14 protein-coding genes are annotated in these 13,654 nt (G+C 70.6%); 8 read left to right on the top strand and 6 right to left on the bottom strand.

Features of this window, described 5'->3' with window-relative positions; all coding sequences use genetic code 11:
* Window positions 1-120 precede the first annotated feature (120 nt).
* From ABD732_RS18475 to acs, 3 genes are all read right to left on the bottom strand, one after another.
* A complete protein-coding gene (locus ABD732_RS18475; RefSeq protein WP_344786268.1) occupies window positions 121-1,056 on the bottom strand; it encodes an alpha/beta fold hydrolase in 936 nt (311 codons plus the stop codon).
* A gap of 11 nt (window positions 1,057-1,067) precedes the next feature.
* Window positions 1,068-1,595 (bottom strand): phage holin family protein, encoded by a 528-nt coding sequence (locus tag ABD732_RS18470; protein WP_344786266.1) that lies wholly within the window; start codon window positions 1,593-1,595, stop codon window positions 1,068-1,070.
* A 100-nt stretch (window positions 1,596-1,695) separates the two neighbouring features.
* Window positions 1,696-3,639 carry an acetate--CoA ligase gene (acs, locus tag ABD732_RS18465; protein WP_344786264.1) on the bottom strand — a complete coding sequence of 648 codons (1,944 nt, stop codon included), beginning with the start codon at window positions 3,637-3,639 and terminating at the stop codon, window positions 1,696-1,698.
* 222 nt (window positions 3,640-3,861) lie between these two features.
* On the opposite strand from acs, the gene ABD732_RS18460 reads away from it, so the two are divergent.
* Window positions 3,862-4,611, top strand: coding sequence for an oxidoreductase (locus tag ABD732_RS18460; RefSeq protein WP_344786262.1), 750 nt, complete (start codon window positions 3,862-3,864; stop codon window positions 4,609-4,611).
* A gap of 334 nt (window positions 4,612-4,945) precedes the next feature.
* Here ABD732_RS18460 and ABD732_RS18455 read toward each other — a convergent pair whose 3' ends face one another.
* Window positions 4,946-5,773 carry an HAD family hydrolase gene (locus tag ABD732_RS18455; RefSeq protein WP_344786260.1) on the bottom strand — a complete coding sequence of 276 codons (828 nt, stop codon included), beginning with the start codon at window positions 5,771-5,773 and terminating at the stop codon, window positions 4,946-4,948.
* Window positions 5,774-6,168: 395 nt separating this feature from the next.
* Between ABD732_RS18455 and ABD732_RS18450 the strand changes: the two genes are divergently transcribed.
* From ABD732_RS18450 to ABD732_RS18425, 6 genes are all read left to right on the top strand, one after another.
* Window positions 6,169-7,119: an esterase/lipase family protein gene (locus ABD732_RS18450; RefSeq protein ID WP_344786258.1), complete on the top strand. Its 951-nt coding sequence runs from the start codon at window positions 6,169-6,171 to the stop codon at window positions 7,117-7,119.
* A gap of 88 nt (window positions 7,120-7,207) precedes the next feature.
* Window positions 7,208-8,806 carry a class I adenylate-forming enzyme family protein gene (locus ABD732_RS18445; RefSeq protein ID WP_344786255.1) on the top strand — a complete coding sequence of 533 codons (1,599 nt, stop codon included), beginning with the start codon at window positions 7,208-7,210 and terminating at the stop codon, window positions 8,804-8,806.
* 97 nt (window positions 8,807-8,903) lie between these two features.
* Window positions 8,904-9,962 (top strand): septum site-determining protein Ssd, encoded by a 1,059-nt coding sequence (gene ssd / locus ABD732_RS18440; protein WP_344786253.1) that lies wholly within the window; start codon window positions 8,904-8,906, stop codon window positions 9,960-9,962.
* Window positions 9,959-11,104, top strand: a complete 1,146-nt coding sequence (locus ABD732_RS18435; RefSeq protein WP_344786251.1) for a TadA family conjugal transfer-associated ATPase — start codon at window positions 9,959-9,961, stop codon at window positions 11,102-11,104. Before ssd ends, ABD732_RS18435 begins: the two co-directional genes overlap by 4 nt.
* Window positions 11,101-11,901 carry a type II secretion system F family protein gene (locus ABD732_RS18430; RefSeq protein ID WP_344786249.1) on the top strand — a complete coding sequence of 267 codons (801 nt, stop codon included), beginning with the start codon at window positions 11,101-11,103 and terminating at the stop codon, window positions 11,899-11,901. Before ABD732_RS18435 ends, ABD732_RS18430 begins: the two co-directional genes overlap by 4 nt.
* Window positions 11,898-12,503 (top strand): type II secretion system F family protein, encoded by a 606-nt coding sequence (locus ABD732_RS18425; RefSeq protein WP_344786247.1) that lies wholly within the window; start codon window positions 11,898-11,900, stop codon window positions 12,501-12,503. Before ABD732_RS18430 ends, ABD732_RS18425 begins: the two co-directional genes overlap by 4 nt.
* Before the next feature lie 7 nt (window positions 12,504-12,510).
* Here ABD732_RS18425 and ABD732_RS18420 read toward each other — a convergent pair whose 3' ends face one another.
* Together ABD732_RS18420 and ABD732_RS18415 are read right to left on the bottom strand one after the other, a co-directional pair.
* A complete protein-coding gene (locus ABD732_RS18420) occupies window positions 12,511-12,666 on the bottom strand; it encodes a DUF6131 family protein (protein ID WP_344786245.1) in 156 nt (51 codons plus the stop codon).
* 52 nt (window positions 12,667-12,718) lie between these two features.
* Window positions 12,719-13,006, bottom strand: a complete 288-nt coding sequence (locus ABD732_RS18415) for a hypothetical protein (RefSeq protein ID WP_344786243.1) — start codon at window positions 13,004-13,006, stop codon at window positions 12,719-12,721.
* A 166-nt stretch (window positions 13,007-13,172) separates the two neighbouring features.
* Here ABD732_RS18415 and ABD732_RS18410 point away from each other — a divergent pair.
* Window positions 13,173-13,654, top strand: a 482-nt coding sequence (locus ABD732_RS18410) for a response regulator (RefSeq protein WP_344786241.1), incomplete at its 3' end; no start/stop codon positions are given.

Here is a 13,654-nt window from a genome sequence, read left to right as displayed (position 1 = left end):
AAGGCTTTGTGTCGTTGTGGCTTCGACTCGGGGCTCCTTCGTCGCCCCGGCTCAGACGGCGGGGTGGGGACGGCTCGGACGGCGGGGTGGGGACGGCTCGGACAGCGGGGTGGGGACGGGTCAGCGCGACAGCGACTGCAGGAGCGCCGCGTTGACCGCCTCGGGGTTCTCCTCGTGCACGAAGTGCCCGGCCGAACCGATCACCCGGTAGTCGTAGTCCGACGCCCAGTGGGCGCTCGCCGACATCACCGAGTCGACGATGTAGTCGTCTTCGCGGCCACGCAGCGCCAGCACCGGGATGTGCAGCCGCTTGTTCATCAGATCCATGAATCGTCGTCCGTCCCCGCGGAACTGGGAGCGGAACGCCCAACGGCGGTACTCCAGGCTGCAGTGCGCCACACCGGGGATGGTGATGGCGTACCGGTTGCGGGCGATCGCCTCGGTGAAGTCGGGGGTGCGGCGCCAGACGCTGCCGGCGCGCTCGCGGAAGTACTCCTCGAGGTAGGCGCCGTCGGACCGGGTCAGCCGCCGCTCGCCGACCCGGGGCAGCTGATTGTGCAAAAACGGCGCCAGGAAGGCGGTGCGCTCGGCGGGGTTGGTGAACACCGCTTGCCGCAGTGCGCGCGGGTGCGGGGAGGAGAGCACCGCGATCGACGAGACCGAGCGGGGATGGAGGGTGGCGGTGGCCCAGCAGACCAGACCGCCGTCGGCGTGGCCCACCAGGGCCGCCTGGGTGTGGCCGAGCGCGCGGATCAGGGCGTGCGTGTCACCGGCCAGGGTCCAGCCGTCGTAGCCGCGCGGGGGTTTGTCGGAGTCGCCGTATCCGCGCAGGTCGACGGCCACCACCCGGTTGCCGGCGGCGCTGAGCGCCTCGAACTGGTGCCGCCAGCTCCACCAGAACTCTCCGAAACCGTGCAACAGCAGCACCAGCGGCCGGTCGGCGATGGACCCGGCCACGGCCTCGACGGCGTGGAACCGGAGCCCGTTGGCGCGGACGTCGAAGTGATGCCACGGTCCGTCGAACCGCACCTGTGTGGCATCGGGTGAACCGGACAGGGTGGCCAGGGTCAGCTCCGGGCAGAGCTGTGCACCGGCGGGATCTGCGGGTGCGCGTAGCCGCCGGTGGACGGATCGCCGCGGCCGGGCAGCACGGTGGCTGCTTCCTTGACCGAGTCGATGGTCTTCTCCGGCTTCCGCAGCTTGCGGAACAGGATGTAGCCCGCCAGGATTCCGGCGATCGCCACGAACAGCAGGATGCCGAAGACGATCAGGAACGCGGCCCAGGTCGGCAGCCAGATGTCGAGCAGGAAGCCCAGGAAGACGAAGAAGAACAGGCTCGCGTACAGCAGCAGGACCGCGGCGACCACCATGAGGCCGGTACCGGCGCCCGCCTTCTTGGCTTCGCCGATCAGCTCGGTCTTGGCGAGCTTGACCTCGGCGCGCAGCAGCGTCGACGCGGACGCCGAGGCCTCTTTGACGAGGTTGCCGATGGTGGGCTGGCCGTCTGAGCCGAGGTTCGCGTCTTTCATCGGAATCGACGGCACCTGCGGAGCGTTCTTCGGCTCGGTGGGCCAGGTGTCCTGATTACCGCTCACGAATTCTCCCTTTGATCGAGGTACTCCCGCATCATCGTGCCATGCCGGTCCCTGAGCGTCCCGAAGGCGGGGGAGGTGAAGTGCTCCCCCGCCGCGCGAGTCACGCCCGCTGGGAGCGGATCGACTCGAACACCGACGGGTCCACCAGCGTCGAGGTGTCGCCGAGTTCGCGTCCTTCGGCGATGTCCTTGAGCAGGCGGCGCATGATCTTGCCCGAGCGGGTCTTCGGCAGTTCGGGCACGATGTTGATCTCCCGCGGCTTGGCGATCGGGGAGATGTCGGTGGCCACGTGGTTGCGCAGCTCGGTGATCAGGTCGTCGCGGCTGGTGTCGCCGGACTCCATCAGGATCACGAAGGCGACGATGCCCTGGCCGGTGGTCTCGTCGGCGGCGCCGATCACGGCGGCCTCGGCGACCGACGGGTGGGCCACGAGTGCCGACTCCACCTCGGAGGTGGAGATGCGGTGGCCGGAGACGTTCATGACGTCGTCGACGCGGCCCAGCACCCAGAGGGCGCCGTCCTCGTCGTACCGGGCGCCGTCACCGGCGAAGTACCAGCCCTGCTCGGCGAAGCGCGACCAGTAGGTGTCCTTGTACCGTTCCGGGTCGCCCCAGATGCCGCGGAGCATGCCCGGCCACGGCTTGTCCAGGACCAGGAAGCCCTGCTCGCCGGCGGGCACCGGGTTGCCGTTGTCGTCGACCACCTTGGCGCTGATGCCCGGGATCGGGCCCATGGCCGAGCCGGGCTTGCAGGCGGTGACGCCGGGCAGCGGGGCCAGCATGTGCGCGCCGGTCTCGGTCTGCCACCAGGTGTCCACGATCGGGCACCGGCCGCCGCCGATCACGGTGTTGTACCAGCGCCAAGCCTCCGGGTTGATCGGCTCGCCGACGGTGCCCAGCAGCCGCAGCGACGACAGGTCGTGGGCGTCGGGGATCTCCCGGCCCCACTTCATGAACGTGCGGATCAGCGTGGGGGCGATGTAATAGGTGGTGACGCCGTACTTCTCGATGATCTGGAAGTGGCGGTGCTCGTCCGGCGAGTTCGGAGTGCCCTCGTAGATCACTTCGGTGGCGCCGTTGGCGAGGGGGCCGTAGACCAGGTAGCTGTGGCCGGTGACCCAGCCGATGTCGGCGCCGCACCAGAAGACGTCGCGGCCTTCCTTATGGTCGAAGACGGTGTGGAAGCTGTAGGCGGCCTGGGTCAGGTAGCCGCCGGAGGTGTGCACGATGCCCTTGGGGCTGCCGGTGGTGCCGGAGGTGTACAGCACGAACAGCGGGTGCTCGGCGTCGAAGGCCTCCGGCTCGTGGTGCGGCGACGCCTCGCCGACGGTGTCCTCCCACCAGACGTCGCGGCCCGCGACCCAGGGCAGGTCCGGATCGTGGTTGGTGCGGCGGACCACGATCACCTTCTCCACCGACGGAGCGGCGTCGTCGCCGGTGCCCAGGGCCTCGTCGACGGCGGTCTTGAGCGGCGCGGGCTTGCCGCGGCGGAACTGGCCGTCGGTGGTGATGACCACCTTCGCCTGGGCGTCGTCGACGCGCGAGCGCAGGGCGGCCGAGGAGAAGCCGGCGAAGACCACCGAGTGGGTCAGGCCCAGGCGGGCGCAGGCCAGCATGGCGATCACGGCCTCGGGCACCATCGGCATGTAGATCGCGACGCGGTCGCCGGCCTGCAGGCCGATGGAGTCCAGGTAGTTCGCGGCGCGCGAGACCTCGTCCTTGAGCTCGTTGTAGGTGATGTCGCGGGAGTCGCCGGGCTCGCCGACCCAGTGGATGGCGACGCGGTCGCCCTTGCCGGCGGCCACGTGGCGGTCCACGCAGTTGACGGCCACGTTCAGCTTGCCGTCGTAGAACCACCGGGCGAACGGCGCATCCGACCAGTCCAGGACCTGGCTGAACGGCGTCTCCCAATCCAGCCGCCGCGCCTGCTCCGCCCAGAACTCCAGCCGATCGGCGTCGGCGTGCTCGTACAGCGACTCGTTGGCGTTGGCCTGCGCGACGAACTCCGGCGACGGGGGGAAGACCTGATCGGTCGTGGGGGACATGGTGGCTGCCTTTCGGTTGGGGCGAATGGACCGGATGGACGAACCGGGTGTCACAGCTCGCTGCGAACCCACGTTCGTGAGGGTAATCACTCAACTCTTCGAGCGTAACGCTGAGAGGTTGCGGGTGGGATGCGCGCGGTGAGCGGTCGGTCCCGAGCGGCCGGTGGTGCGTCGGGCCCGACCGCCCGGGTTCGCCGCACCCGCACGACTTAGGCTGGGCGGGTGACTGCTGACCCGTTGGCCCCGCTTCTCGATCTGCCCGGTGTGGCCGCCGCCGCCGAAGAGGCCGGGGAGGCCCTGGCCGCGGTGCACCGGCATCCGGTGAACCTGCGCGGCTGGGACAAGACCTCCCGCGAGTCGTCGTGGCGCGGCGGCCGCAGCTCGGCGGCGATGGAGGGCGCGACCACCGAACTCAACCGCGAGCACGACTTCGACGATCCGGTGATGTCCGGCGCGATCCGGGTGGCGCAGGCGCTCGACCCCGACGCGCTCGACCGGGAGGTGTCGGTGTTCCGGCGGGCGCCGATGCAGTCGCTGGCCCGGCTGCATTCGCTGGCCGCCGCCGAACTGGTCGCCGCCGAGAAGCTGGGACGCCCGCGCGACGAACCGCACATCGCGCAGCGCCTGGACATGCTCGGGCAGCTGATCACCGGCGCCACGACGGTGCCGGCGGCGGTGCTCGCGGCCGTCGTGCACGGAGAGATTCTGGTGCTGGCCCCCTTCGAGCAGGGCAACGCCGTGGTGGCGCGCGGGGTCTCCCGGCTGGTGTCGGCCGCGACCGGATTGGATCCGCATCTGCTGGGGGTGCCGGAGGTGACCTGGTTGCGCCGCCTGGGCGACTACCGCGAGACTTCGGCGCGATTCGCCACCGGTGATCCGCAGGCGCTCGCGGACTGGATCCTGCTGTGCTGTGAGGCGATGCGGTCCGGTGCCGACGAGGCGAAATCGATCGCGGACGCCGCCCGCGGATAGCCGGCCCCGCACAGTATTGCGGGCGGCCCCCGGACCGGTGAACCGGTGTCGGGTGCCGCCCGCGAGCACGGACGCTAGTTACCAAGCGTGCAAGGTGGGTTGTGGGCTCGCCTCGGCGAGGGAAGGAAGTCTCTGGCTGGGCCGAGAGGCCTCAATGTCGCAGGCGCACAACGCTTCTGCCAATGCGGCGCGCTCCGCGTGGGTACATGCCGCCCGTGCTGGGAACTACCTTCCGGGGGGCCGGATCTTCTCTTCCGATCCGGACTTTGCCTTCCGGGTTCCGTACCTATTTTCTACACGGTGACGCCGGTCACAGCAAGTCTTTCGGGGAAACTCACGCGGCTGCGTCACGCGGGTGCCGACGGTGGCTGATGCCGTAGGCGACGGCGGCCGCGGCGACGGCGCTGACCCCGGCCGCGGCGACCGCGGTCCAGCCGATCGTGGCCGGGCTGGACCAGTCCACCAGGGGTGCCGGATTGGGGAAATCGAGGATCGGCCAACCCTGTTCCTCGGCGTAGGTGCGCAGTGTCTTGTCGGGGTTCACCACCGCGCGGTGGCCGGCTGCCTCCAGCATCGGGATGTCGGTGCTCGAGTCGGAGTAGGCGTAGGAGTCGGCGAGGTGGTAGCCGCGCTCGGCGGCGAGTCGGCGCATCGCCGTCGCTTTCTCCTCGCCGTAGCAGTAGAACTCGATCTCGCCGGAGTATCGGCCGTCGATCACTTCCATCACGCTGGCGCGCACCAGGTCGGCGCCGAGCAGCCGGCCGATCGGCTCCACCATCTCGAGCCCGGAGGCCGAGATCAGCACGATGTCTCGGCCGGCGGCCTTGTGCTCGGCGATCAGTGCGGCCGCCTCGGAGAAGATGACCGGCCGGACCACCTCGTCGAGCGTCTCGGAGACGATGGACCGCACCGTCTCCGCGTCCCACCCGGCGCACATGTCGGTGACGTGCTTGCGCAGCCTCTCCACCTGGTCGGCCTGGTCACCACGTGCGGACGTGAGCAGGAGCTGGAGCTGGGCGACCGTCGACCGCAGCAGGGCCCGCCTGGTCAGCAGGCCGCCGTCGTAGAAGGGACGGGTGAACGCAAGGGCGCTCGACCTGGCGATCACTGTCTTGTCGAGGTCGAAAAAGGCCGCAGAGCGGGAGGGTGACGTCGGTGCCACGGGCACGACGTTACGGCTATTTGACATGCGCTCGAGGCAGATCGAAAGAAATCCGAAAACGCCGATAATTGCAAGTTGCACGGACACTTGAGCGCGTGTACCTTCGCAGTTGTCCGGCTTCGGCCGGTGTTTTCAGCCCGACCCCCCGGGGCTGAAAGCAGATGACCCCGGCCTCCTCCCCCCTGGCCGGGGTCGTCCTTATTCTGAGGCGCCTGAATCGCCTGTGGCCATTAACCCTCGTTGGTCGAGCGCTCCTCCTTCGCCGGTCGAGCGCTCCTTTTTCGCCGGTCGAGCGAAGTCGAGACCCCCGCGAACCCCGAGATACGAACAACCCGCGCCTGTTACAGTCCGAAACCAAGCACCTGCTCGGTGACAGCTCGGAAGTCGGGACGATCATGCGGAAACTATTCGTGGCGCTGTGCGCGGCGCTGCTCGCAGCGCTCGGAGCGATGGCGGCGGGGCCGGCCGACGCCGCACCCGGCCAATCGCAGGAGCGGCTACCGGAGGACTACAACTTCTTCGCCGGCATCCCGTACGAGCTGTCGCACCCGGGCGGCGATCTGCCCGGCGCCAACGACTGGAACTGCAAGCCCTCGCCCGAGCATCCGCGTCCGGTGGTCCTGGTGCACGGCACCGGCGGAGCCAAGACCACCAACTGGGGCGCGTACGTCCCCATGCTCCGCAACCGCGGCTACTGCGTCTACGCACTCACCTACGGCGCTCTGCCCGGGCTGCCGTGGCCGTTCACTGCGATCGGGGGCATGGACCGGCAGGACATCAGCGCCAAGCAGCTGAGCCGCTTCGTCGACAAGGTCCGCGCCTCCAGCGGTGCGGAGACCGTCGACCTGGTCGGGCACTCGCAGGGCACCTACATGCCGACCTACTACCTCAAGCACCTGGGCGGCAAGGGCAAGGTGACCAAGTACGTGTCGATCGCGCCGCTGTGGCGCGGCACCGGCGGCGGCGATCCCACCATGACCGCGATCGGCGAGGCCATCGGCGCGGTGCCGATGCCGTTCTGCGTCGGCTGCGGCGGGATGCTGCCCGGTTCGCCGATGCACAAGAAGATCTGGTCGGGCGGCAGCCCCTACGTCAAGGGCGTCGACTACACCAACATCTCCACCCGGTACGACGAGCTCGTCGTCCCGTACACCAGCGGTCAGGTGCCCGGACGGACCGGCGAGAAGGTGAAGAACATCGTCGTACAGGACACGTGCGCGCAGGACTACAGCGACCACTTGGCGATCGCCGGTTCCCGCCGGACCGCCTACATGGTGCTCAACGCGCTGGATCCGGAGAACCCGGTGAAGGTGCCGTGCGAGTTCGTGCCGCCGTTCACCGGCTGACGTTCCCCGCCGGATCCGGTGTCCTCCCGGGCGCGGACGCGATAGCGTGCGGACACTGCAGGCCCGAGCCTTCTCGCGAGGAGAACCCATGTCCGGTATGCGTCCCGATCTGTCCGGTGTCGATCCGCTGACGGTCAACCTGACCCACCGCGTCTGCATCGGGGACCAGCCGACGCGCAGCGCCCACCTCTACGGCGACCGGCCCGCCGTCGTCGACGGCGACATCACCGTCAGTCACCGCGAACTGGAGGCGCGGGCCAACGCGCTGGCCCGCGGCCTGGCCCAGCGGGGCTACGAGCGCGGCGACGCGGTGGCGATGCAGCTGCAGAACCGCTGGGAGTTCGTGGTCACCTTCTTCGCTCTGGCAAAGCTGGGCGTGGTCGCGATGCCGCTGAATCTGATGCTCTCGCCCGGGGACGTGGCCTACCAGCTCGAAGACAGCGGGGTGCGGGCGGTGGTCACCGAGTCGGCGTTCGCGTCCGTTCTCGGCATCGCTCTGGTCGAGGCCGACGGTGCCGCGGTGCGCGAGGTCTTCGTCGTCGGGGAGGCGGTCGACGAGATCGGTGGCGTGCCCGCCGTCGCGTGGTCGTCGGTCTTCTCCGACGACGTCTCGCCACCGGCAGCGATCGTCGAGGACCGCGACATCGTGCACTGCCTGTACACCTCGGGCACCACCTCGCGGCCCAAGGGTGTGGTGACCAGCCATGTGGCCGTGCACATCTCGAACCTGTCGTCCGCGCTAGGCCTCGGCCTGCGACCGGACACCGACGCCGTGGTGCAGCCGATCGTGCTGCCGCTGTTCCACGTCACCGCCCTCGACGCCCTGCTGCTCCCCACGCTCCTGGTCGGCGGCACCGCGGTGCTGCTGCGGGGCTTCGATCCGGCCGCGCTCGCCGATACCCTCGACCGTCATCGGGTCACCCACCTCACGCTGCTGCCGATGATGTGGGCGGCGCTCATCGCCCAGCCGGCCCTCACCGACCACAACACGGCGAGCCTGATCACCTGCCTGTACGCGATGGCGCCGATGCCGGCCGACCTGGTGCAGGCGGTGCGCGACCGGTTCGCGAATGCGGCCGTGATCCTGGGCTCGGGCCAGACCGAGACCACACCGGCCTCGGAGCTGCAGTGGGCCGGCCACCAGGGCGTCAAAGACGGATCGTGGGGACCGGCGACGGTCTCCACCGACATCGCGATCCTGGATGGTGAGGGAAACCTGTTGCCGCCGAACGAGATCGGCGAGATCGTCTACCGCAGCCCGCAGCTGATGGAGGGCTACTGGAACAACGCTGCGGCCAACACCGAGGCCTTCGCGCACGGCTGGTTCCACGGCGGCGACATCGGCTACCTCGACGAGGAGGGTGTCGTCTGGTTCACCGACCGCGCCAAGGACATCATCAAGTCCGGCGGTGAGAACGTCAGCTCGGTGGAGGTGGAGCGCGTGCTCCTGGGCCATCCGGAGGTCGCCGAAGTGGCGGTGGTCGGCCGCCCCGACGAGCACTGGGGCGAGGCGGTGACCGCCGTGGTGGTGCTGTCGCCGGAGGCCGGGGTGACCGGTGACGGACTGCGCGAATGGTCGCGGGAACGCCTCGCCGGATTCAAGGCGCCCAAGCAGGTGATCGTCGTCGATGCGCTCCCGAAGACGGCGACCGGCAAGATCCAGAAGCACGTCGTGCGCACCATGTGACAGCGGTTCCGGCCCGCGCTGTCGACAACGGCGGTGCCGCGGTCGGCTTGTGGACAGTGCCCTCGCGCGGCGCGTGAGCGGCGGTCACGCTGGGCCCATGAGCGAGGCCCTGCTGGTTCTCACCGACCCCGTCCTGTACGACGACGTGGCGCGCTGCGGTGCGGCCGCGGGCTACCGCATCGTGCGGGGCGATCCGGCCCGCTGCCGGCACGAATGGCTGCGAGCCGGGGCTGTCGTGGTCGACGGTGCGGCGCTGACCGCACTGGGGTCGCCGGGGCCGCCGCCGCGCGACGGGGTGCTGGTGGTGGCCGGACCGGACGGCGATCCGGTCGCCTGGCGCTCGGGTCTGACGGTGGGGGCGCAGGGCGGCTACGTGCTCCCGGACGACGAAGCGGGCTTGGTGGCGGCGCTGTCCGGGCTGCGGCGGCCGCGGCGGGCGGCGGCCGCGGTCCTGGCCGTCGTGGGCGGGCACGGCGGCGTGGGGGTGAGCACGTTCACGGCTGTGCTCGGTTACACGGCCGCCCGGTCGGACACCGGGGTGCTGCTGCTCGACGTGGAACCCGGCGGTGCGGGCCTGGATCTGCTGCTGGGCGCCGAGAACGCGCCCGGGCTGCGGTGGTCCGATATCACCGGAGAAACCGGAAGCATTGCGCCGCAGGCGCTGTCGGCGGCGCTGCCGCGGGCGGCCGAGCGGCTGCGGTTTCTCACTCGGGGCCGGGACGACGGGGCCCCGCTGTCGGCGGAGACGGTGCTGGCCGTGCTCGACGCGGCCCGCGGGGACGGCCAGACGGTGATCGCCGACCTGGGTCGGGCCACCGATCCGGCGGCGGCGGGCGTGCTCGACTCGGCCGATCTGATCGTGGTCCTGACCGCGGCTTCGGTGCCCGGGGTGGCCGCCACCCGCAAGCTGCTGGCGCGGATCGGAAACCGCGGCGACGCGGCGCTGGTGGTGCGCGGTCCGGCCCCCGGCGGTCTGAGCCCGGGGCAGGTGGCCGAGGCGGTGGGCCTTCGGCTGATCGCCTCCCTGCGGACGCGGCCGGGAGTGGCGCGCCGCTGCGAGGAGGGCGGGCTGCGCCCGGCCGAGCGCAGCCCGGAGGTGCGCGCGGCGCGGACGGTGCTCACCGCGCTGGCCGAGGTCCGCGGTCAGCGGCGATGACCACCGGGGAACGCCACGCCGACCTGTTGGACCGGGTCCGTGAGCAACTCGCCGGCCGGTCGGCCGAGCCAGACGCGCAGACCATCGCCGAGGCGGTGCGCAGCGAGGCCGGCGGACTCCTCTCGGACACCGATCTGCTGGCGGCGCTTCGGTACCTGCAGACCGAGCTGGTGGGGGCCGGACCGCTGGAACGGCTGCTGGCCGATCCGCTGGTGACCGACATCTTGGTGACCGGTCCCGACCGGGTGTGGGTGGAACGCGGCGCCGGGCTGGAGGCAGTCGAGGTCGCCTTCGACGACGAGGCGAGCGTCCGCCGGCTCGCGGTGCGCTTGGCACTGGGGGCGGGCCGCCGCCTCGACGACGCCCAGCCGTGGGTCGACGGCCGGCTCTCCGGGGTGGGCCGTCATGGGTACGCCGTCCGGCTGCACGCCATGATCCCACCGCTCGCCCTGGACGGCACCTGTATCTCGCTGCGCGTCCTGCGCGCGGCCACGATGGACTTCACGACCCTGGTCCGTTCCGGTGGCATTCCGGACGAGGTGCGCGACCTGGTGTCCGGAGTGATCGCCGATCGGCGCGCCTTCCTGGTGGTCGGCGGGACCGGCGCGGGCAAGAGCACCCTGCTGAACTGTCTTCTGGGGCAGGTGGATCCGGGGGAGCGGCTGGTTCTGGTCGAGGACGCCCCGGAGCTGGATCCGCAGCATCCGCATGTGGTCCGGTTGGTGGCGCGGCCGCCGAACGTGGAGGGGATCGGGGAGGTCAGCGTGCGCACCCTGGTGCGGCAGGCGTTGCGCATGCGGCCGGACCGGATCGTCGTCGGGGAGGTTCGCGGGGCCGAGGTGATCGACCTGCTGACCGCACTCAACACCGGCCACGACGGCTGCGCTGGCACCCTCCACGCGAACTCGATCGCCGAAGTGCCCGCGCGGATGGAGGCGCTCGCGGCGCTGGGCGGCATGGGCCGGGCGGCGCTGCACAGTCAGCTCGCCGCGGCGCTGGACGTGGTGCTCGGCGTGGCCCGGCAGCCCGACGGCCGGCGCGGCCTGGTGGAGGTCGGTGCTCTCGAGCGCGGCGCCGGCGGCAGCGTGTCGATCCGGACGGTGTGGAGCCGTGACGGCGAGTCCGTCGGGGCCCACCGATGACGGCCGTGGTGATGAGTGCCGCCGCAGCGGTGTGCGCCGCGCTCGCGCTGCTGGCTTGGCCGTCGTCGACGGTGGTCCGGCGGGTGCAGGCGCTGTCCGGCGAGCCGGGGCGCGGCAGCCGGCGCCTGCGGGGCCCGGCCCTGGCGGTAGTCGCCGTCCCGGTGATCGGTGCGCTCGCCGGGACGGGCGCCGGGATCGCCGCCGGGATCGTCGTGGCGACCGGGATCTCGAGGCGGCGACGGGCACGCGAGCGGGCCGAGGGCGAAGGCCGGGATGCCGAGCTATGCCGAGCGCTGAGCGTGATCGCCGCGGAGATGTCGGTCGGCGCGCCGATGGTGGGCGCCTGCCGGGCCGCCGCCGACGAACTCGGTGACGAGTCGGGCCTCGCCCGCGAACTGCGCCGGATCGCAGCGCGTGTGGAACTCGGCGGCCACCTCGGCTCCGAGTCCGTTCCACCCGGCTATCCGGGCCTGCGGCGGCTCAGCGACGCCTGGTCGATCTCGGTGCGGCACGGCCTGCCGATGGTCGCGCTGATCGAGTCGCTGCGACGGGATCTGGTGCAGCGCAGGGATTTCATCGCGCGGACCGAAGCGGGGCTGGCGGGACCACGGGCCACGGCGCTGGTGCTGGCCGGGCTGCCGGCGCTCGGTCTGGGACTCGGGCAGTTGATGGGCGCCGGACCGATCGCCGTGTTGCTGGGCACCTCGCTGGGCTCGGTGCTTCTGGTGGTGGGGGTGGCGCTCGCCGCCGTCGGGGTGCGCTGGGCCGACGCCATCGTCGCGCGGGTGACGCGATGAGCGCGGTGCTGCTGCTCGCCGGGGTCGCCCTGCTGCTGTGGCCACCGCCCGGGCCCGCCCTGGCGCGCGTGGTTCCTGCAGCCGGGACGCCCCGCCGGTTCGGCGGCGAGCCACGCTGGATCGGTGCCGCCTCCGCCGCTCCCGACCCTTTCGAGGTGGCCGCCGGCTACGACCTGTTCGCGGTCTGCCTGCGCGCGGGTCTGCCGGTGTCCACCGCGGCCGAGGTGGCCGCACAGCACAGTCCGCGGCCGCTGGCCGACTCGCTGGCCCGCGCCGCGGAACTGCTGGCACTCGGCGCCGATCCGGCGCAGGCGTGGGCCACCGATCAGCCGGACACTCCGGGTGCCGCCGAAGAGCACTTCCGCGAGCTGAGCACCCTGGCGCGGCGTGCCTCCCGGGCTGGATCGTCACTCGCCGACGGCGTCGCCGCGCTCGCCGAAGCCACCCGCGAGCAGGCGCAGACACAGGCCCTGGCCCGTGCGGAGAAGGCCGGCGTCACTATCAGCGGCCCCCTCGGCCTGTGCTTTCTGCCGGCCTTCGTCTCCCTCGGCATCGCGCCCGTGGTGATCGGTCTGGCGAGTGGGATGCTCGGCCAGTGGTGACGCTGCGTCAGTACCAGTACCGTCGTCCACCGACGGCGTGACCGAGTGCGCCCGCGGCCATCAGCGCCAGGCCGGCGACTACTGTGATGATTCCCAGTATCCAGATGATCGGGAAATTGATGACGAATCCTACGATCAAGAGAATCACTCCGATGACGATCATGACTGCTTCCTTCCGAATTGATATCGATGCTTCTTGGTTGTTCGAATCCAACTCACGAACGACGCCGCGCTTTGAAAAGCGGCGAGACACAGGCGGCGCCGATCATGACGGCACCCACCGCGCCGACTGCGCAGGTGATCATGCTCAGCAGCCATTCCGGGTCCGATGATCCGACCCCGAAGAGAAGGATGGTGGCGCCGCCGGCAGGGCCACCCAAGGCGCCGAGCGCCCCGCAGATCCCTCGGCGCAGGCGGCCGGCCCCGGGTACGAAATCGGCGGCGTGCCAACCGGTTACCGCGCCGATGATGATCCACCCCGCGCCCGTCAGTCCCCAGACCATCCGCCGCCTTTCTCGATTCTCCGAACGCGGCAATCAGTGACGAGACGGGCAGCCGATCCATACGTGGACGACTGACTTCCTCCCTGTGCCCGCTTGAAACGGTATGTCGCCGGCGGGCTGTCGTCTTCACCCCTAAGGGTGAAGACGGGGCCGATATGATTCAGCCGTGGCGCCACTCTCACTCGCTTTGGTCGACGATTACGAAGTGGTCGTTGAAGGGCTCGCGGCAATGCTGCGCAGCTATCGCGACCGGATCGAGATCGTCGAACTCGACGCGAACTCCTCCGTCATCAGAGCTGTCGATATCGCGCTGTACGACTCGTTCGCGAATCCTCAAGGAGACAGTCAGCAGGTGCGGGAGCTCGCCTCGAACCCGCGGGTCACGTCGACCGTCATCTACACGTGGAGATTCGATGAGCAGAGCATCCGCAGTGCGCTGGCGAATGGCGCGGACGGATACCTTGCGAAGAGTCTCCCCGCGGCGCGACTGGTGGACGCTCTGGAGTCCGTGCACCGTGGCGAACAGCGCGTTCATCCCGCGGGGCAAGCCTCGACCAAAGTGATCGCCGGCGACTGGCCGGGCCGTGAGGAAGGGGCTCTTCGTATTTCAGAGTGCGTTGACTCGTTCGGTGAGCTGACCCGAGTGCA

Source organism: Gordonia caeni, assembly GCF_039537105.1.
Lineage (GTDB): Bacteria > Actinomycetota > Actinomycetes > Mycobacteriales > Mycobacteriaceae > Gordonia > Gordonia caeni.
This window is presented reverse-complemented; position numbering and strand designations above follow the sequence as displayed.

Coding starts and splice junctions, on each gene's coding strand:
- acs (WP_344786264.1), bottom strand. CDS start 3,639: ATGTCCCCCACGACCGATCAGGTCTTCCCCCCGTCGCCGGAGTTCGTC.
- ABD732_RS18450 (WP_344786258.1), top strand. CDS start 6,169: ATGCGGAAACTATTCGTGGCGCTGTGCGCGGCGCTGCTCGCAGCGCTC.
- ABD732_RS18445 (WP_344786255.1), top strand. CDS start 7,208: ATGTCCGGTATGCGTCCCGATCTGTCCGGTGTCGATCCGCTGACGGTC.
- ssd (WP_344786253.1), top strand. CDS start 8,904: ATGAGCGAGGCCCTGCTGGTTCTCACCGACCCCGTCCTGTACGACGAC.
- ABD732_RS18435 (WP_344786251.1), top strand. CDS start 9,959: ATGACCACCGGGGAACGCCACGCCGACCTGTTGGACCGGGTCCGTGAG.
- ABD732_RS18430 (WP_344786249.1), top strand. CDS start 11,101: ATGACGGCCGTGGTGATGAGTGCCGCCGCAGCGGTGTGCGCCGCGCTC.
- ABD732_RS18425 (WP_344786247.1), top strand. CDS start 11,898: ATGAGCGCGGTGCTGCTGCTCGCCGGGGTCGCCCTGCTGCTGTGGCCA.
- ABD732_RS18420 (WP_344786245.1), bottom strand. CDS start 12,666: ATGATCGTCATCGGAGTGATTCTCTTGATCGTAGGATTCGTCATCAAT.
- ABD732_RS18415 (WP_344786243.1), bottom strand. CDS start 13,006: ATGGTCTGGGGACTGACGGGCGCGGGGTGGATCATCATCGGCGCGGTA.